Genomic DNA, 19,025 nt, shown 5'->3' with positions numbered 1-19,025 from the left:
AAATCGATTGGACTCTCAAGAGGCACGGCGATCAGAAGCACGGTTTCGCGTTCGTGGTGCGTGGCTCCCGCGCGCATCACTCGATCAATCAAACTCATACGTGAGTGCTGCTCATTTTCACACACGCGCCGAATTGTCTTGGAAAGGGCAAACACTTTTCGATTCCGTACTGTAGGCGCCCCCTCCTTTAGACCTTCTTCTCTTTCTGCTCACAAATGCCGGCATTGGCGCATCACGCAAAAACAGATCCAAAGCATCGCCGAACGGCTTGATTACGCAGCCGCGAGGCGGTTCCGGCCTCCTCGGTCTTGCCAAACATGCAAGAGTTGCAGGGGCAAAGAGGGAGCCAAACAATTCATCCACGCCGATCGGGCCTGCCCGCAAATTCTCACGCAAGACAATGATCCTCAATGGACATAGAGATCGGATTTTGTCATACAAGACATTATAAATTTGCCATTTAAGGCAAGATAATCACCTTCGTCTTTTCAATTGGAACGCTCTGGCCCGATCGACCAGAACGCTTGATTTCCCTGACTTTCCTTCCACGCGAGACGTACAAACGCACTCTCATGCCTGCCGGACCTGCAACGAGCCACCGTCGCTCTGGAGCAGTCTGGATACGAATATCCCTCCCGAAGAGCCATTTTACCGATTTGCTTGCCTCCCTTCATGAGGGAAAGGACGAACGGAAAAGCCGGTGGGCAAGAGGCAAGCACAGACATGGATAAATGCGTGTTTGCCTTTTATTACAATGGCTTGGATAATCCAGATGAGCCCCGGCGAAGGGAATGGTTCTCTGGAACATTTTCCGCCAATGTTGAATCGCTTTGCGATTCTATAGGTTTGGAAATGCTTTGTTTTTAATGGAGCGTTTCTGGATCTCTCCAAAACGCTCCAGGGGATTTGATCCGCGCAACGACTGTGCTGCCGTTTTCACACCGATATGAATTACAAAATGGTGTGAAATCCGAGGGGTTGAGATCTTTAGCAGGGTGCCATCAATGAGACGGTACGAGGGCAGCCCGCGAAGGATTTTCGTGAAGTTGACATAACCCCTTCACAGAACCCATCCATTCAAGCCTTGCAATTCCCCAGCAATCAGAGACGCCGCTGTTTCAACTGCCAATCTGCTTCCCGTTCCGATCGATCTGCCTGCCAAGGAGCAACCCATGACGAACGAGACACAAGGGGAAACCCGAAAATTAAATCTTTTCAATCCTTTTGCCAGCCTTTTCGCAAATCCTCGATCGAATGAGCCGCGAACTCCGGTCAGCCAGCCGATTTCCCTTTTTCATTCTGCGCCTTCGGTCTTTCCCACTGATTCTTCCGCTCTGCGCGATGCCTGGTTCAATGTCTCCGGCCTGAACTTCCTGCGGGATTATTGGGTCGATACCTGCCAGCGCTCGATCCTCTTCCTCGACATTCTGCGCCAGCGCGGCAATCAATATCTCGAACGCTGCAAGAACCCGGTCCCGCATGTCCTGACCTTCGACGCTGAAGTGATTCTCGATGGCCGGACCTTCGAGCGGCCCGTCAATTACGGTCTCGTCCGCATTCTCCCGCCAAAGAGCGTTACGATCGATCCGGCCAAGCGGCCATTCATCGTCTTCGACCCACGCGCTGGTCATGGACCGGGCATCGGCGGCATGAAGCAGGACAGTGAAATCGGCGAAATCCTGAAAGCCGGGCACCCCTGCTATTTCGTCGGCTTCCTGCCGGAAGCCGTGCCGGGACAGACCATCGAGGATGTCTGCCGCGCCGAGGCGATCTTCGTCAAGAAAGTCATCGAGCTGCATCCGCAGGCCGACCGCAAGCCGACCCTGATCGGCAATTGCCAGGCCGGCTGGCAAGTGGCCATGATGTCAGCGCTCAATCCCGATCTCCCCGGCCCGCTGCTGCTTGCCGGTGCCCCGCTCTCCTATTGGGCGGGCGTACATGGGCGCAATCCGCTGCGTTACCTCGGCGGTCTTCTCGGTGGCACCTGGATGACGGCACTCTCGGGCGATCTCGGCAAAGGCATTTTTGACGGCGCTGCCCTCGTCGCCAATTTCGAAAGCATGAATCCCGCCAATACCTATTGGAAAAAGGCCTATAACGTCTATTCCAGGGTGGATACGGAAGCCCCGCGTTTTCTCGATTTCGAGTCCTGGTGGGGTAATCCCATCACCCTCAATGCGCAGGAAATGCAGTTCATCGCCGATCAGCTCTTCGTCGGCAACCGGCTGAGCTGCGGCGAGCTTCTAACCTCCGACGGCATCCGCGTTGATCTGCGCAATATCAGATCGCCGATCATCGTCTTCTGCTCCTTCGGCGACGATATTACCCCGCCGCAGCAGGCGCTCGACTGGATTCTCGACCTCTACAGCGAGACGGAGGCGATCGCGGAAAGCGGTCAGACCATCGTCTACTCCCTGCACAAGGATATCGGCCATCTCGGCATTTTCGTCTCCGGCAAGGTGGCGACGAAGGAGCATGGCGAATTCACCAATGCGATGGATCTCATCGATCTGCTGCCGCCCGGCCTTTATGAAGCGATCATCACCGATGTCGGCGCCGATACTGCCAATCCGGAACTGGTCGAAGGCCGCTATCTCCTGACCCTGCAGCCGCGCACGCTCGACGATATCAGTGCGCTCGGTTGCAACGACCTGCAGGACGAGCGGCGCTTCGCGACGGCGAGCCGCATATCGGATATCAACCAGGGTCTTTACCGCACTTTCCTTTCCCCGATCGTGCGTGCCCTCGCGACGCAGGAAAGCGCGGAATGGCTGCGCCAGATGCATCCGAACCGTCTGCGTTTCCGTTTGTTTTCCGACAACAACGTCCTGTTGCGGCCGGTCGAAAGTCTCGCCAAACAGGTCCGCAAAGACAGGCGGCCGGTCTCCGCAAACAATCCTTTCGTCATACTGGAGAAAGAAGTCTCCGAAGGCGTCGTCAGCACACTCGAAACCTATGGCCGCTGGCGCGAAATCGCCCAGGAGAATGTTTTTCTCAATCTTTACGGTTCGCCGATCCTGCAGACTCTCGTCGGGCTTGGCGCCGATCGGCAAACTTCGCCGCGGCAGCTCGGCCGTTCGATCACGCGCGAAGCCATCGCCAGCGCTAAACGGGCCACGCTCGAGGCGCAATTCGATGAAGGCGGCGAAATCGAAGCCTTCGTGCGCGCCGCACTCTATATTCGGCAGCCAATCCGCAGCGTCGATGAAAGGGCACTCACCGCTCTCAAGGAAGTGCGCAAACTCCTGCCGAAAACGCCGCTGACCTTCCCGGACTTCAAGGAAATCGTGCGCAATCAATATGGCATTCTCGGCCTCAACGAGACGCGCGCAATCGCCGCGCTGCCCAAACTGCTTCCCGGTAGCCGCGAGGAGCGCGCTGATTTGTTCGACGCCATCCATCACTTCGCGCTTATGGGTGGCGACATCCCGGAAGAAGCGCAAAAGCGCCTGTTCGAGATCAAAACAATCATCGGCAACATGCCTGAGTCGGCGAATGCACCGCAACGCACGAACCTGAACCTGAACCAAAACGATCAAAAACAGCAAGATCAGGCCAGCGCCTGATTCAGGAGGCAAGATTCCAGAATGTTATAACAACGGCCGCCTCGCGACCCTTGCGTTCCGCCCTCCCCGAGTGTGGACGAAGTGCGATGCGGCCGAAGGCCTTCATCCGGCAAGTCCCTACAGCCCTGCTTACGGGGCCAGCCCGATCCTCCTGGATCATTGCATTGATCCACTGTAGGGCCTCCGGACTCTGACGAAACGCGGGGACCTCCCCGCGTTCCCGTCGCGATCTTGCCCATGGCGATCTTGCCCACTGACCCTTTCCAAACCCGGTTACACCGTTCCCATCACGATTGGAGGCAAAATGTTCAATCCCGCAATCACCCGGCTCGATGGCAAGAAAGGGCTCGTGACGGGCATAGCGAATGAACATTCGATCGCCTATGGCTGCGCCCAGGCGTTCCGGTTTCTCGGCGCGGAGCTCGCCATCACTTATCTGAACGACAAGGCCAAACCCTATGTCGAACCGCTGGCGAAGGAACTCGACGCGGCGCTTTTCCTGCCGCTCGATGTCAGCACCGAAGGGCAGCTCGAAGCGGTCTTCGAGGCGGTGGAGAAACAATTCGGCAAGCTCGATTTCGTGCTCCATGCCATGGCCTATGCGCCGCTGGCGGATCTGCACGGCCGCGTCACCGATTGCTCGCGCGATGGCTTTCTCATGGCCATGGATATTTCCTGCCATTCGTTCATTCGTATGGCGCATCTCGCCGAACCTCTGATGAAGGATGGCGGCACTCTTTTCACCATGACCTATTACGGCGCCAACAAGGTCATCGAGAATTACAATATTATGGGGCCGGTCAAGGCGGCGCTGGAAGCGGTGACGCGCTATCTCGCCGTCGAACTCGGTCCAAAAAACATTCGCGTTCATGCGGTCTCGCCCGGACCGGTCAAGACCCGCGCGGCATCGGGCATCGCCCATTTCGACAAGCTGATCGATGAGGCAACCGAACGCGCGCCGGCGGGACGGCTCGTGACGATCGAGGACGTCGGCCTCGCAACGGCTGCGCTCGCAACCGATGCGGCGCGGCTCATTACCGGCGAAACATTGTATGTCGATGGCGGTCTCAATATTCTTGGCGTGGGGTAAACGATGACACAAAGCAGCAACGAGGAAACCCTCCATAATTCGCACAAGAAATACGAGGCGCTGATCGCCAGCTGCAAGGCGATCGAGCCCATCAGTACGGCTGTCGCGCATCCATGCGAGACGACGGCCCTTGAAGGTGCGATAGAAGCCGCCGAGGAAGGACTCATCAAGCCGGTCCTCGTCGGCCCGACCGCCAAGATCCATGAAGTCGCCGCAAAGGCCTCGATCGATCTCGGCAAATGGGAAATCGTCGACGTGCCGCACAGCCATGCGGCCGCCGCACGCTCCGTGCAACTGGTGCGTGAAGGCTCCTGCGAACTACTCATGAAAGGCAGCCTGCATACGGACGAATTGATGGGTGAGGTCGTCAAACGCGACACCGGCCTCAGGACAGAACGGCGTATCAGCCATGTCTTCATCATGGATGTGCCGACCTATCCGAAGGCCCTGTTCGTGACCGACGCCGCAATCAATATCGTGCCCGATCTCGAAACCAAGCGCGACATCTGTCAGAACGCGATCGAACTCGCGCAAATCCTCGGCGTGGAAAAGCCGAAAGTCGCCATCCTCTCCGCCGTCGAGACGATCAATCCGAAAATCCCGACGACAATCGACGCCGCCGCCCTGTGCAAGATGGCCGATCGCGGTCAGATCACCGGCGGCGTGCTCGATGGCCCGCTGGCGCTCGACAATGCCATCAGCAAGGAGGCGGCGGCAACCAAAGGCATCATCTCGCCGGTCGCCGGCGATGCCGACATCCTGCTGGTGCCCGATCTCGAAGCCGGCAATATGCTGGCCAAACAATTGACCTTTCTCGCCAATGCCGATGCCGCCGGCATCGTCCTCGGCGCCCGCGTGCCGATCATCCTGACGAGCCGCGCCGATAATGTGCGTGCGCGCCTCGCTTCCTGTGCTGTCGCCGTACTCGTCGCCATGGCACGGCGCCAGAAACTCGCCAAATAGCCGGATTGTTGAGTAGGGCGTTTCGGATCTCTCCGAAACGCCCTAATGTTTCTTCAAGAGGCGCAGCAGCCGCAATGTATGCAGGCCGATCATCTTCTCTTCGTCGGTGGGAATGACATAGATCGGCACACGGCTATGCGCGCCTTCGATCCGCATGCCTTGCGGACCAGGAAGCCTGGCCTCATTCGCCATATCGTCGATGAACAGGCCAGACCAGTTCAGGTGTTTGATCACACGGCGGCGGACCTCCGGCGCATTCTCGCCGATACCGGCGGTAAACACGAGACCGTCGAGCCCATTGATCGTCACGGCCAGACTCGCCATCGACTGCGCGACCCGCTGGCAGAAGAAGTCGATCGCCATATTCGCTTCCTGCCGGTCGCTCGCCAGCAATTCACGCACATCATTGCTGATACCCGAAAGCCCGAGCAGACCGCTCTGTTTATAAAGCATATTGCCGACTTCCTCCGGTTTCATGCCCTTCTGCTCGATCAGATGCAGAACGACACCCGGATCGAGCGTCCCTGAACGCGTGCCCATCGGTAGGCCATCGAGCGCTGTAAACCCCATCGTCGTCTCGATACTGCGGCCGCCGAACAGGCAGCAGATCGAGGCACCGGAGCCAAGATGCGCGATGATGAGCCGTCCCTGTGCCACACCGGGATCAATCTGCTCCATTTTTCCATGCACATATTCATAAGAGAGGCCATGGAAACCGTAACGCCGCACGCCTTCTTCGTATAGCTCACGCGGCAAGGCGAAGCGATCCGACAGTTCCGGATGACCGTGATGAAAAGCAGTATCGAAACAGGCAACCTGCGGCAGATCGGGACGCCGTTCACGCAGAATACGGATCGGATCGAGATTGCCGAGTTGATGCAGCGGCGCCAGAGGAATGAAGGACTCCAATGTATGCATGACCTCGTCATCGACGAGGACCGGCTTGGAATAGACCGATCCGCCATGAACGACGCGATGGCCAATGCCGATGATGACGAATCCCTTGATGCGCGGCGTCACCCAATCGGCGATCACGGTTTGCGCCTGTGAGAGCGTGGACAATTGTTCGACCGGAAATTTGTCATCGACAAGGACCGCTCCCGCCTGATCCTTGACCTTAAGGCGCGGTTCGCTGCCAATCCCGTCGACTTGGCCGCCCATGATCAGATCCAGATCCTCATGTTCATGATCCTGGGCCGCGACGCCGTAGATCTTGAATTTGATACTGGAACTGCCCGCATTGACGACAAAAAGCGCTTGGGTCATGCACTGACTCTCCTTTCGGACCGGATAATTCGCGGGCTTGTGAATTGACGAATATTGAAACAATGTTCTGATAAAGAGGAAAACATTTCAGCGCCACAACGGAAGCGGAGAGGTTACCGCTGATTTCCTCGGGACTAGGCAATGGGTAAAGAGGGGATGCGCGGGGTCGCATGATGCCCTTCAGTGCGTGTTCGGCCGTTCCCGAACCGCACCATCAACAAAAGATACAGCATTTTCAATACTTTCACATCGCCAAGCGATATAGTCGGAAAGGAAAATGCTCTTGCATAATCGTCGAGACCCGGCTCTATGCGGCAGCATATAGCGATGACGCCATGCACTGAACCCGTATCATTTTCAAATTCCTGAGATCCACCCGTCAAGGCAACCAGAGTCCTATAGACTATCGGCGCTGCGAATGACTTTTGAGTGACAGCGGAATTGTTTCCGCTGCAATCGCAGAACGGCCCTTCACGAAACTGGAACCACCGCCATGAGCCGATACCTTCGTCAGCCGAGCTTCTTCATTCCGCACGGCGGAGGTCCCTGTTTTTTCATGGACGATCCCAGAGGCATCTGGACCAAAATGGCCGATTTCCTACGCGCTCTGCCCGACAGCCTGCCCGAAAAACCGCGCGCGATTCTCATCGTCTCCGGCCATTGGGAAACGGTGGGCTTTGCCGCCTCGGACAAGGCGAAGCCAGGCCTTCTTTATGATTATTACAACTTTCCGCCGCATACTTATGAACTGACCTATCCCGCACCGGGCGATCCGGCGCTTGCCGAAAAAGCGGCTGCGCTTCTCAACGCCAGCGGACTCCACGGCGCGACGGATGCAACGCGTGATCTCGATCACGGCGTCTTCATTCCGCTCAAGGTCGCCTTTCCCGAAGCCGATATACCAGTAGTGGAACTTTCCATCGAACGGCGGTTCGATCCCGCGCAGCATCTTTCGGCGGGAGCAGCGCTTGCCCCCCTGCGTGATGAAGGCGTGCTGATTCTGGGCTCCGGCATGAGTTTTCACAATATGCAGGGCTATGGCGACCCGCGTTTCACGGAACCTTCGCAGCTGTTCGATGAATGGTTGACGCAAGCCGTCACGGCGACAGCCCCCGAACGCGCGCAACAGCTCAAGAGTTGGGCCGAAGCCCCGGCCGCCCGCCTCTCCCATCCGCGCGAGGAACATCTGTTGCCGTTAATGGTCGCCGCCGGAGCCTCTCAGGAGCCGGGGAAGAAAGTCTATTCGGAAATCGTCCTGAATACGGCTCTCTCCGCTTTCCGCTTCGATTGAGCTCGACAGCCACAATCACACCCGCATCATGACATCACGTTCATTGTGCATATTCTGCCGCGCGGATTCTCCGCGCGATCTGCAATTATTGAAAACGCCCTCATTTTTTAAGGGAACGTTGCGGTAACATTCCAAAGCGATGCAGCCGCAACGCTTGCGGGAACCAATTCCGCTCCTTCTGGTTAAACGGTCGCATGTTTCATAAGCGCGGGACTTGTATCAGCCCTCATGAACGTTCCGATTCCATCCGGAAACGCTCTACTCAAAACATCAGGGCATTTCAAAACAATGGAATCGTAAAGCGATTCAACGTCATTGCAGAATGCTCCAGGCATATGCCGGCGACGAAAGCAGCCTCATCTCCCGCATCTGGAACAATGCGTTTCGTCGCGCGGCACCCATCGTATGCGTAGCCATTGTTCCAATAGCGAAGGCACTGCCCGCGAAGACACCGCCTATGCCCATTCTTCTCTGGCTTCCCGGTGCTCCGATCCCGATCATTATTCCGTTTCTGTTCTTCTGGCACTGATATCGACCCGGAATGACACTATGCCCTACACAGTCCTTCCATCGACGGATATCGACCCACGCCGCAGTTTCAAATTGTCAACGCGGTCGGGTATCAGCTGGGCCGCAGTCATTGCCGGCACAATCGTCGCGACGGCTGTGGCGACCATGCTGACGGTACTCGGCTCCGGGCTTGGTTTGATGGCGGTTTCACCTTTCTCGATGGACAATCCATCGCCGATGACATTCACCGTCATGACCGCTATCTGGCTGATTGTCACTCAGTGGGTCTCGGCTTTCGTCGGCGGCTATCTCGCGGGAAGATTGCGCCCGAGCATAACCGGAATGGATGCGAGGGAAATCGGGTTTCGCGATACCGCTTCCGGTTTCGTGACTTGGGCGCTCACATCTCTCTTCCTCGTAAGCATCATTGCTATCGGAGGGCTCTCCCTCATCAGCCATGTGAGCCGGGCAGCCACCGAACTTACGAGCTCGGCAGCACAAGGTGTCCTGCAACCTGTGGCACAAGAATTCGACCCTTCACAGGCCATCACCTATTTTTCCGATGTTTTGATGCGCCCGGCACAACCATCGATGCAAACGCATGACGGCACGGCAAAGGTCGAAGCCGGGCGTATTCTCGCCATGAGCGCCTTCGGCGCTATCAGCCACGACGATCGCTCCTATCTGGTCGAAATCGTGACCGCGAATACGGGTCTTGGACGGGCCGAGGCGGAACGCCGTGTCGACGATGTCCTCGCGCGCTTGAATGACGCCAGGGAAAAGGTCAAGGAAACAGCGGAAGCGGCCCGCAAGGCCACATCGGGCTTCCTTCTCTACACATTCTTTTCGATGGCCATCGGCGCCTTCATCGCCTGCGTCGCCGGCGCCATCGGCGGCAAGCAGCGCGACGCAGTACCCGTCAAGATCTGACCGGAGCCAGGGCAAAGCCGGATCAAACGGAAGATCACGGACGTTTCGACGAAAGAGAAGAGCGAAGCCTCAACCGGCATAAAGCCTGTGAATCTCGGGGGTGAAGCCCTAAATCATTCTTTCACTCTTTACCGTCGCTACCGGAATCTCGATAGAAAGTCATGCGCTTTCCCCCTGCCTTTCTCGAAGAGATCAAACACCGGCTACCGATCTCGGAAGTGGTGCGGCGGCGCGTCAAGCTGCAAAAGGCCGGGCGCGAATGGAAGGGGCTTTCCCCCTTCAATCAGGAGCGCACGCCCTCTTTCACGGTCAACGACCAGAAGGGGTTCTTTCATTGCTTCTCTTCCGGCCAGCACGGCAATATTTTCGATTTTCTGATGCTGACCGAAGGCCTCTCCTTCCCCGAAGCCGTCGAACGTCTCGCCACTGACGCGGGCCTCGCCCTGCCGCGCGTCTCCGCCGAAACCGAAGAGCAGGAGCGCAAGCGCGCCTCGCTGCATGAAATTCTCGAATGGGCCACGGCCTATTTCGAACATAGGCTTCAATCGCAGGAGGGAGCCGGGGCACGCGATTATCTCGCGAGGCGCGGGCTTAGCGCCGATCTCATCGCCACTTTCCGGATCGGCTATGCGACGTCCGACAAATTTGCGCTGCGCGATCATCTCGCAGCCAAGGGTGCAACGCGCGAGGCAATGATCGATGCGGGCCTTCTGGTGCATGGCGAGGATATCGCCGTCCCCTATGACCGGTTTCGCGATCGCGTGATCTTCCCCATCGCCGACCGGTCCGGCCGGGTGATCGCCTTCGGCGGCCGGGCGCTTTCATCCGATGTTCCGGCGAAATACCTCAATTCACCGGAAACTCCCTTGTTCCACAAAGGCTCCGGTCTCTACAATCTGCACCGCGCCCGCAAGGCGGCGCATGATTCCGGCACAATCATCGCCGTCGAAGGCTATGTCGATGTAATCGCCATGCATGCGACAGGCTTTCCACAAACCGTTGCGCCGCTTGGCACCGCACTGACGCAAGAGCAATGCGCCCTGTTGTGGCGGATGGCGGAGGAGCCAATCCTTTGTTTCGACGGCGACAGGGCGGGCCGCAAAGCAGCCTATCGCGCGGCCGATGTCGCCTTGCCTCTGCTGGGCAATGGTCACAGCCTGCGTTTCGCGCTGCTGCCGGAAGGCCAGGATCCCGATGACCTTGCGAGGTCCGGCGGCGCTCCGGCGATCCGCGCGGTGCTGGAGGCCGCACTGCCACTCGTCGATCTCTTGTGGCAGCGCGAGACCGAGGGTGAAAGTTTCACGACGCCGGAACGGCGCGCGGCGCTTGAAAATCGGCTCGATGCGCTCGCCCGGCAAATCCCTGATCAGACGCTGCAGCGCTATTATCGCGGCGAATTCGTCACACGTCTCGCAAATCGTTTTGGCGCCTTTACAGCGCCTGATTTCGGCCAGGGCATGAGCGGCGACGCGAGACATGGCGCAAGCCGGCAGAGGCGCGATTTCGCGCCCGGCCTCAATCCCGACAGTCCAAGGGGCGGCCCAAGGAGCGGCAATGGCAGCCGCCGCGCGGGGCGCGGCCCGGCGGTCATGGATTACCGGGCCCCACTGCGAATCAGCGAGAGCCTTTCCCGCTCCGCCCTGTTTCAGCCGCGCGAAAAAGCCCTGCCCCCGCGCGAAGCGCAGATCCTGCTTCTGCTTTTACGCCATCCCATTCTGATCGACCGTCATCTCGAAGAATTGGCGGCCCTCGATTTCATCAATAGCGAAGCTGCCAGCTTGCGGTCCGTTTTGATCGAATCGATCTGGAGCCAGGCCGAAGCTGGCACGGAAGTCAATTCGCCGCCGTCATCAGATCTCTTGCAGCAAAGGCTCGTCGCTCAGGGCCATGCTGCCTTGCTCACGCGCCTTGAAAAGGCGACACCCGCCGCCAGCCATTGGTATTTGAAACCGGGAGCCGCCGATAGTGATGCCGAAGCGCTGTTGCGCCAGACCATCACGCTGCACCAGCGCGCCGGCGCGCTGCGTCACGAATTGCGCGCCGCGGAGGCCGCCGTAGCGGCCGATCCGAGCGACGTCAATTTCAATCGCCTTGCGGAAATTCAGTCGGATCTTCAAACGATTGACGGAACGGAAGCAGTAATCGACGGCTTTGGAACGGCATCCGGCCATACCGCCGGGACCTTATAAAGGACCCTTCCCGGCACGACCCGTGCTTATTGCAGTGGCAATAACGACGCATCACTCCCTTTGAGAAACGGAAACTGCCATCGAGAGGGCCGGCCTATTGTTTCCTTATGTTTCAATACGCATATAGAATGTTTCGTCGTCTATGCATCCACTTTCCTGTCCGTTTCCCGACAACCTTCGAATCGAAAGTTTGAAATGCACTGTCAAGAAATGGCCGCGTTTTTTCTAGGATTCCACAGAACTCGGGAGCATGGCAGCCGCAGAAATCATTCTCCGCAGCCGGATATGCTTGCACAGGACGGTTCTTTTGGCTTTTCCCCCTTGGTTTTCATTACCAAACCTGCCAAATAGACAGCATGGATGGAAGTTTCGCTTGGTACGGCGCCCGATACCGACGGAGCGGGATTCCGCATTCGTCCTATAGAATTTCATCTTCTGATGAAATCCGGCACGCCCGGCCAGTTCTCCCCACCGACAATGGAACGAAGTGAAGCCATTATCGAGACTTTCGGAGCCTAATTTGATCCTGCTCGTCGGCCGCCTTAAATAAGCATGAGAAAGATCAAAGGATGCCCTCTCGCCTTGCGGCAAGCGTCGTCTGTCCATTCCCGGTTTGCCGGACCAATCGTTAAACTTATCTTGAACTTATTATGATCTTTTCGGGGTCTGCGAATTTCCATGCGTCCAATTTCCATAGGTCCATGAGTTCCATAGGTCTATGAGCAAGGACGGCATGGAAGAATCGAAGGCCAAAGACTGAGGCAAAGATTGAGAACAGGTGGCGGTCACCCGTTCCAAACGGTTTGCGGTTTTACGATTGTGGACGGAACAATTGTGGCTCCGCTCTATTGCTTTTGTGTGGCCAAAGCCACGTTTGATTTTGCTTTTCCAGAGCAGATTCATGCTGCCGGGACTTTGCGAGAAGAAACAGAGCTGAGGTGGTCCACTTGGCGCATTGTCGATCCGTACCGGATCGACCGCATTCCAAATGGAAATGCGCCAGTTTTTGAGGTCGGCGGTTCGGAGATTTCCGGACAGGCTGACGAAATCGGGCAGTTCCGCACCGCGAACTGTTCCAGTGGCGAAATTCTGGGGGCGAATGAAGACATTCCTTCAAACCCTTTCGCACTCTCTTTCGGATGAGCGTCCCGGCTCATCCGCCGCGAGAACTTTCGTAGCGCTCCTTCTCAACGTGGTTCCGCGTTGAGAAGGAGCGTTTGTTTGGGTCTGGTATGACGATGGTCATTCATCTTCGGAGGCCTTGATGGCGAAAAAGGATAATGAAAAGACCGATGGTGAAGGGAATGGCAGCGAGGTCGCCGACAGCCCCTTGCTCGACCTTTCCGATGCCTCCGTCAAAAGGATGATCAAGCTCGCCAAAAAGCGTGGCTTTGTGACCTATAGCGAGCTCAATGCCGTTCTGCCCTCGGAAGAAGTCAATTCCGAGCAGATCGAGGATATTCTGGCGATGCTCAACGAAATGGGCATCAATGTCATCGAGAGCGAGGAGCAGGAAGGCGAGGAAAGCGAGGACGCCGGCGAGGAGGAGGAGAGCGAAGGCGGTGATCTCGTCGAGGCCTCCCAGAGCAAGGCCGTGGCTGTGCGTTCCTCCGAGCCGTCCGACCGGACGGATGATCCGGTGCGCATGTATCTGCGCGAAATGGGCTCCGTCGAACTGCTCTCGCGTGAGGGCGAAATCGCCATCGCCAAGCGGATCGAGGCCGGCCGCGAGGCGATGATCGCCGGTCTTTGCGAAAGCCCGCTCACCTTCCAGGCGATCATTATCTGGCGGGACGAACTCAACGACAGCAAGGTTCTTCTGCGCGAGATCATCGACCTTGAAGCTACCTATGCCGGGCCGGAAGGCCGCGGCGGTTCCAAGCTCGACCTCGGAGATATGGCCGATGAAGCCATGGGCGAGGAAGGCCTCAGCGGTGAACGGCTGACCGACGAAGATGCACCCGATACGGAAGAGCCTGAAGCCGAGGCGCCCTCGACGGCGCCACTCAACCCGCCGGGGCGCCTGCGGCCCGCACGCGGCGATGGAGATATGGACGCGCCTCCGATGGAGGAAATGTTCGACGAAGAAGACGACATGGAAAATTCCGTGTCGCTCTCGGCGATGGAAACCGAACTGAAACCCAAGGTACTCGAAACCTTCGACCGGGTGGCCGATGCCTATAAGAAATTGCGGCGGCTGCAGGACCAGAATGTCGAGAACAAGCTGAAGAACGAGACGCTGACACCGGCGCAGGAGCGTAAATACAAGACGCTCAAGAAAGAAATCGTCGCCGATGTGAAAAGCCTGTCGCTCAACCAGAACCGCATCGAGGCTCTGGTCGAACAGCTCTACGACATCAATAAGCGTCTGATCGGCCAGGAAACACGGCTTTTGCGCCTTGCCGAAGGCTATGGCGTGGCGCGCGAGGATTTTCTGAGGAATTATCAGAATTCCGAGCTCGATCCGAAATGGCTGCTGCGCGTGTCCAAACTCGGCTCGCGCGGGTGGAAGGATTTCGTCGCTCAGGCCAAGGATCAGATCAAGGATCTGCTCGGCGACATTCATGGGCTCGCGACCGAGACCGGTCTCGAAATCCAGGAATTCCGCAAGATCGTCCATATGGTCCAGAAGGGCGAGCGCGAGGCGCGTCAGGCCAAGAAGGAAATGGTCGAGGCCAATTTGCGTCTCGTGATCTCGATCGCCAAGAAATATACCAATCGCGGCCTGCAGTTCCTCGATCTCATCCAGGAAGGCAATATCGGCCTGATGAAGGCGGTCGATAAATTCGAATACCGGCGCGGCTATAAATTCTCGACCTACGCCACCTGGTGGATCAGGCAAGCGATCACACGTTCCATCGCCGATCAGGCCCGCACCATCCGTATTCCGGTGCATATGATCGAGACGATCAACAAGATCGTGCGCACCTCGCGCCAGATGCTGCATGAGATCGGCCGCGAGCCGACGCCCGAGGAACTCGCGGAAAAGCTCGCCATGCCGCTCGAAAAAGTGCGCAAGGTGCTGAAAATCGCCAAGGAGCCGATTTCCCTCGAAACCCCAATCGGCGACGAGGAGGATTCACATCTCGGCGATTTCATCGAGGACAAGAATGCGATCCTGCCGATCGACGCGGCGATCCAGAGCAATCTGCGCGAAACGACGACGCGCGTGCTGGCCTCGCTCACGCCGCGCGAGGAACGCGTGCTGCGCATGCGTTTCGGCATCGGCATGAATACCGATCACACGCTCGAGGAAGTCGGTCAGCAATTCTCGGTCACGCGCGAACGTATCCGCCAGATCGAGGCCAAGGCGCTGCGCAAGCTCAAACATCCTTCCCGCTCCCGCAAGCTGCGCAGCTTTCTCGACAATTGATCAAGACTCTCGATGGAGGGAATTCATCGAGAGTCCCCGTTGCGGCGCGGCATTTTCCCCGCTTCCTGTGCATGATGCCATCCCCATCATGCACAGGCGATCTTTCCCCTTGCCATCGGAAAGAGGCTAGAACGTTTCGGATCTATCCGGAAACGCTTCACGAAAGAAACTTAGAGTATTTTCAAGATGATGGAATCGCGTAGCGATTCAACATTATCGGAAAATGCTCCAAGGGGCTTGCGCAGGCCGGAGAAACCAAAAAACCGTCACTTCGATTGAAAGGCCCGGCTCGTTGGAGGAAGAGCAATGCCGCATCTCGGTATGAAGAGGGTCATCATCTTTCTCCTTGTCGGCGGACTAGCCGCTGGCGGCGTCGTCATCATCCGCTCGCTGACTTTTCCCATTTCCATCGCGGTCCCGCCCCTGAGCGATACAACCAGCCGCATGCTGCAGGCGGTCGGCCGGGAAGTCCGCCAGACCTCCCATTGGGTCACGCTCAATCGCGTGGCTGTGCCGAGTTACGAGGCGGCGGCCAAAGCCCTGCTGGACGGCGATGTGAATCTTGCCATTTTACGGACCGATGCAGGCTTACCGAATGATGCGCAAACCATCGCCATTTTACGCACGCTGCGTGTGTTTCTGATTGTCGCGCCACATTCACCGATCGAAGGCTTCAGCGATCTCCGCAACAAGACGATAGGGATCCTACCGGGGCCACCGCAGGATGACGCCCTGCTCGATAAAATCCTTACCTATAATAATATTCCTCCGATATCCGTCACCCGTATCCGCTATACGCCAGCAGAAGCCGGCGTGGCGCTCGGGCAGAAAAAGATCGCCGCCATCTATATCGTCGGCGTTCCGGGTGCCGGTGCCTCGAGCGAGGCTTTCGCCGCAGCCGTCAAGGCCTCCAAAGGCACACCCGTCGTCCTTGGCGTCGATGACGCCGAAGCGGTGACGAAACATTTCGGAGCTCTTGAAAAAGCCGATATCGATGCCGGCTCGTTCGGCGGCGCCAAGGCACAGCCGGAAGAGGATACGACGACACTCGCGGTCACCTTGCGGCTCATGGCGAAGAGCCGCATGCCTTCTTATTTGGCCAGTGAACTGGCGAACAAGCTTTTCGAGGCCAAGGCACGCCTGGTAACGAGCGAACCAAGCGTCACCGGCATTGAGGCGCCGGATACGGATGACCGGCGCTTTGCCGTCCATCCCGGAGCGAAGTCCTATTTCGACGGCGATGCGCCGACATTTTTTGACCGATTCGAGAGCCTGTTCTGGATTGGCTCCGCCCTTTTGGGTGTTCTCGGCTCCGCCGCCACCTGGCTCTTCAGCCAATTCGGGAAGAAACAGACCACGGAAGATCTGGTGGGAAGCCGATTGACGGCTTTTCTGAAAAGCGTCCGCCAGGCTGACGAGGCGGGTCTCGAAAAGCTCGAGGCCGAACTCGATTCGATCGTGCTGTTCATTATCGAGGCGCGCGCGCAAGGAGCAATCGATTCAGACGACATCAACACTTACGCCATCGCCATGTTCCACGCGAGGGCGGGAATCGAAGAACGCCGAGCCGCCCTGCAGCAGTCCCGCGCTCCCGATGTCCCCAACCAAGCCAATGCGGCCGAATTTCCCGCGGGATGATCAGAACTTATAGGAGAGCCCCGCATAGAAACTCCGCCTTTGTCCATATTGCGGGGCGAAGACGCCGATGCCGGAACCATCGCGCAGAACATAGCCGTGATCAAACAGATTGATGATATCGAAACGCACCGTCAAAGGCTGCCTCGCTTGTCCATTCTCCGCGAGATTGAACTCGTGCGAGACGCCGAGATTGACCTGCGCATAAGGCGACAGGCTATCGGTATTGGCGAAGCCCGACCGCAGGCCTGACCCGTAAATCAGATCCAGACTGAAGAGCGTGCCCTCGAAGAGATAGGAAGCACCGGCCGAAGCGGTTATTTTCTGTGCATGATCGGTATAGACATAGTGGGAGTTGATGTAGGCGAGTTCATCCGCGTCGAACAGATATTGATTGGAAATGATCTGCGTCGCCCTCTGCCGCGCCCAGGCGAAATTGGCATAGGCGCGCAAATTCTCGGTCTGATAATTCGCCTTGAACTCGACACCCGTATTATAGGCGCGCGCGTAATTGAATGTATCCATGACATAGGCCTGACCGAACTGGCCGTCATCAAGCAGATTGCGGGCATTCTTATAATAGACATCGACTCCGGTCGAAAGCTCTGGTGTCAATTGCTGTGTGAATCCGGCATCGAAATAATGCGACCGTTCCGGCCGCACCGGGCTTTGCGTATCGATTTCCGGCGCGGCAGTGGTATTGGCATAGGCAGCCGTATTGACCGGTGCCGACAGGCTTTGTGATGGCGGCGTGAAATAACGCGCATAGCCTATATGAAACATGCTGCCCGCCCATGGCTTATAGACGAGACTGATGCGCGGGCTGAGCTGATTGGCCGAGACATATTGGTTCATCTGATCGAACCGCAGGCCTGCGTTGAGCGTAAGCTGATCGGAAAGACGCCACTCATCCTCGACATAGCCGGATCCGAGGAAACCGGTTTTCTGTACAGCCTCCCCCACCGTAAAAGGTGCATCGATTGCATTTCCATCCGCATCGACGGGCAGGAGCAGATTGGAATTGATCGAACGCGTATATTCGCCGCTGATCTGAAAACCGAAACGGAATGTATGTGGACCAGCATGCCAGGCAGCATCTCCCTGGACGCCATTCATCAGACTGTCGCGAAAGACATTCGACGCAACACCGTTGAACAGAAGATCGCCGATCTGATCGGGACTATAATGGATATTGCTGTAGCGCGAGAAGAAAGCGAGTTCGGCATTGATATCCCCCACGCTACGCTGCCAGGAAAGGACATTGTAGAAATTGCGCTCAACCTGATTTTCATTCAAATTAAGCGAATTGAAATCGCTGATGCCGAAGGCCGTATATTGCGGCGTCTGGCCGGGATTGTTAGGTATCTGATAGCGGTTGATCGACAGGCCGGTGATAACGCTCACACGGGTCGCATCATCGATCATGCTCGAGGCGTAGCCGAAGAAACGCCCCTGCTGACTCTCGTTGTGAAACGCTTCATGACCGATGGTGAGGCTATCCATACCGCGACTGGTAGAGAGAAACCGGCCGACGGCGAAATATTGCGTCTTGCCGCTCGTCCCGCCATAGCTGAGCCTCGGCATGATCGAGTCATAACTGCCGCCATAGAGACTGACATCGCCGCCATTGTCGAACAATCCGGAACGGGTCGTTATATCGAGAATGCCCGCCGTATGCAGGCCGTAGCGCGACGGCAGAACACCATCAATCAAAGCCAGATTGCCGATGAAGGCGGGATCGAGGATCTGGCCGAAACCGGAAACGCCATCCGGCAGCAAAATGCCGTTGATGCGATATTGCACATTGGCGTGCTCGTTACGGACATGAAAACCACCACCCGACATCGAATCCTGCGTGACGCCCGGCATTTGCAGAACGATCCTGTCAAACGGCGCATTGTCGCCCTGAGGCAATCTCTCGATAGCCTGGTGGCTAAGATCATAGGCATTGGCACCGCTGCGCGGCGAGAGATCCGCCCGCGCACGATCAAATCTTTCCGTCGCTTCGATCAGGACGTCCGAAGGCGAGGGCATCGTCTTTTGGGCCACGACGTCGATCGGCGGCAAGGATTCTTCGGCAGAAGCAGAAAACGACGAGATGGTCAGAGCCAGGGTTTCGAGACCCACCACCATGAAGGTGACGACAACATGCTTTTTGACCTCCGAGGTCACTTCGGTCACTCCGGAAACCGCGCACGCCATCGGCCGGCCC

At 57.4% G+C, this 19,025-nt stretch carries 11 protein-coding genes; 9 read left to right on the top strand and 2 right to left on the bottom strand.

Annotation, left to right across the window (positions count from 1 at the left end; genetic code table 11):
* The first annotated feature begins 1,172 nt into the window (after positions 1-1,172).
* From DL88_RS07120 to DL88_RS07110, 3 genes are all read left to right on the top strand, one after another.
* On the top strand, positions 1,173-3,566 hold the full coding sequence (locus tag DL88_RS07120) for a DUF3141 domain-containing protein (RefSeq protein WP_084705029.1): 2,394 nt from the start codon (positions 1,173-1,175) through the stop codon (positions 3,564-3,566).
* A 304-nt stretch (positions 3,567-3,870) separates the two neighbouring features.
* Entirely contained in the window at positions 3,871-4,656 is a 786-nt protein-coding gene (gene fabI, locus DL88_RS07115) for an enoyl-ACP reductase FabI (RefSeq protein ID WP_034994023.1), read from the top strand.
* Positions 4,657-4,659: 3 nt separating this feature from the next.
* Positions 4,660-5,619: a bifunctional enoyl-CoA hydratase/phosphate acetyltransferase gene (locus DL88_RS07110; RefSeq protein ID WP_034994020.1), complete on the top strand. Its 960-nt coding sequence runs from the start codon at positions 4,660-4,662 to the stop codon at positions 5,617-5,619.
* A gap of 42 nt (positions 5,620-5,661) precedes the next feature.
* Here the strand turns inward: DL88_RS07110 and DL88_RS07105 are convergent, their stop codons facing one another.
* Positions 5,662-6,885: an acetate/propionate family kinase gene (locus tag DL88_RS07105; protein ID WP_034994017.1), complete on the bottom strand. Its 1,224-nt coding sequence runs from the start codon at positions 6,883-6,885 to the stop codon at positions 5,662-5,664.
* Between the two features lie 493 nt (positions 6,886-7,378).
* On the opposite strand from DL88_RS07105, the gene DL88_RS07100 reads away from it, so the two are divergent.
* The 6 genes from DL88_RS07100 to DL88_RS07070 all read left to right on the top strand — a co-directional run bounded on the left by DL88_RS07100 (position 7,379) and on the right by DL88_RS07070 (position 16,816).
* Positions 7,379-8,176 carry a DODA-type extradiol aromatic ring-opening family dioxygenase gene (locus DL88_RS07100; protein WP_034994014.1) on the top strand — a complete coding sequence of 266 codons (798 nt, stop codon included), beginning with the start codon at positions 7,379-7,381 and terminating at the stop codon, positions 8,174-8,176.
* A gap of 549 nt (positions 8,177-8,725) precedes the next feature.
* Positions 8,726-9,616, top strand: a complete 891-nt coding sequence (locus DL88_RS07090) for a hypothetical protein (RefSeq protein WP_051955694.1) — start codon at positions 8,726-8,728, stop codon at positions 9,614-9,616.
* Positions 9,617-9,777: 161 nt separating this feature from the next.
* Positions 9,778-11,805 (top strand): DNA primase, encoded by a 2,028-nt coding sequence (dnaG, locus tag DL88_RS07085; RefSeq protein ID WP_034994010.1) that lies wholly within the window; start codon positions 9,778-9,780, stop codon positions 11,803-11,805.
* Positions 11,806-12,639: 834 nt separating this feature from the next.
* Entirely contained in the window at positions 12,640-12,948 is a 309-nt protein-coding gene (locus DL88_RS07080; protein WP_156970978.1) for a hypothetical protein, read from the top strand.
* A gap of 121 nt (positions 12,949-13,069) precedes the next feature.
* Positions 13,070-15,178: an RNA polymerase sigma factor RpoD gene (gene rpoD, locus DL88_RS07075; protein ID WP_034994005.1), complete on the top strand. Its 2,109-nt coding sequence runs from the start codon at positions 13,070-13,072 to the stop codon at positions 15,176-15,178.
* A gap of 306 nt (positions 15,179-15,484) precedes the next feature.
* The gene (locus DL88_RS07070; protein ID WP_034994002.1) at positions 15,485-16,816 is read left to right on the top strand and encodes a TAXI family TRAP transporter solute-binding subunit; all 1,332 of its coding nucleotides are present in this window, start codon (positions 15,485-15,487) and stop codon (positions 16,814-16,816) included.
* On the opposite strand, the gene DL88_RS07065 is transcribed toward DL88_RS07070, so the two are convergent.
* Entirely contained in the window at positions 16,817-18,985 is a 2,169-nt protein-coding gene (locus DL88_RS07065; RefSeq protein WP_245270672.1) for a TonB-dependent receptor, read from the bottom strand.
* Between the last annotated feature and the right edge of the window lie 40 nt (positions 18,986-19,025).

The organism is Beijerinckia mobilis, from assembly GCF_000745425.1.
GTDB classification, from domain to species: Bacteria; Pseudomonadota; Alphaproteobacteria; order Rhizobiales; family Beijerinckiaceae; genus Beijerinckia; species Beijerinckia mobilis.
The sequence above is the reverse complement of the archived record's forward strand: the minus strand, read 5'-3'. Positions and strand labels throughout refer to the sequence as shown.

Excerpts from the sequence above, each read along its gene's own strand:
- DL88_RS07120 (WP_084705029.1), top strand. The coding sequence starts at position 1,173 with ATGACGAACGAGACACAAGGGGAAACCCGAAAATTAAATCTTTTCAAT.
- fabI (WP_034994023.1), top strand. The coding sequence starts at position 3,871 with ATGTTCAATCCCGCAATCACCCGGCTCGATGGCAAGAAAGGGCTCGTG.
- DL88_RS07110 (WP_034994020.1), top strand. The coding sequence starts at position 4,660 with ATGACACAAAGCAGCAACGAGGAAACCCTCCATAATTCGCACAAGAAA.
- DL88_RS07105 (WP_034994017.1), bottom strand. The coding sequence starts at position 6,885 with ATGACCCAAGCGCTTTTTGTCGTCAATGCGGGCAGTTCCAGTATCAAA.
- DL88_RS07100 (WP_034994014.1), top strand. The coding sequence starts at position 7,379 with ATGAGCCGATACCTTCGTCAGCCGAGCTTCTTCATTCCGCACGGCGGA.
- DL88_RS07090 (WP_051955694.1), top strand. The coding sequence starts at position 8,726 with ATGCCCTACACAGTCCTTCCATCGACGGATATCGACCCACGCCGCAGT.
- dnaG (WP_034994010.1), top strand. The coding sequence starts at position 9,778 with ATGCGCTTTCCCCCTGCCTTTCTCGAAGAGATCAAACACCGGCTACCG.
- rpoD (WP_034994005.1), top strand. The coding sequence starts at position 13,070 with ATGGCGAAAAAGGATAATGAAAAGACCGATGGTGAAGGGAATGGCAGC.
- DL88_RS07070 (WP_034994002.1), top strand. The coding sequence starts at position 15,485 with ATGCCGCATCTCGGTATGAAGAGGGTCATCATCTTTCTCCTTGTCGGC.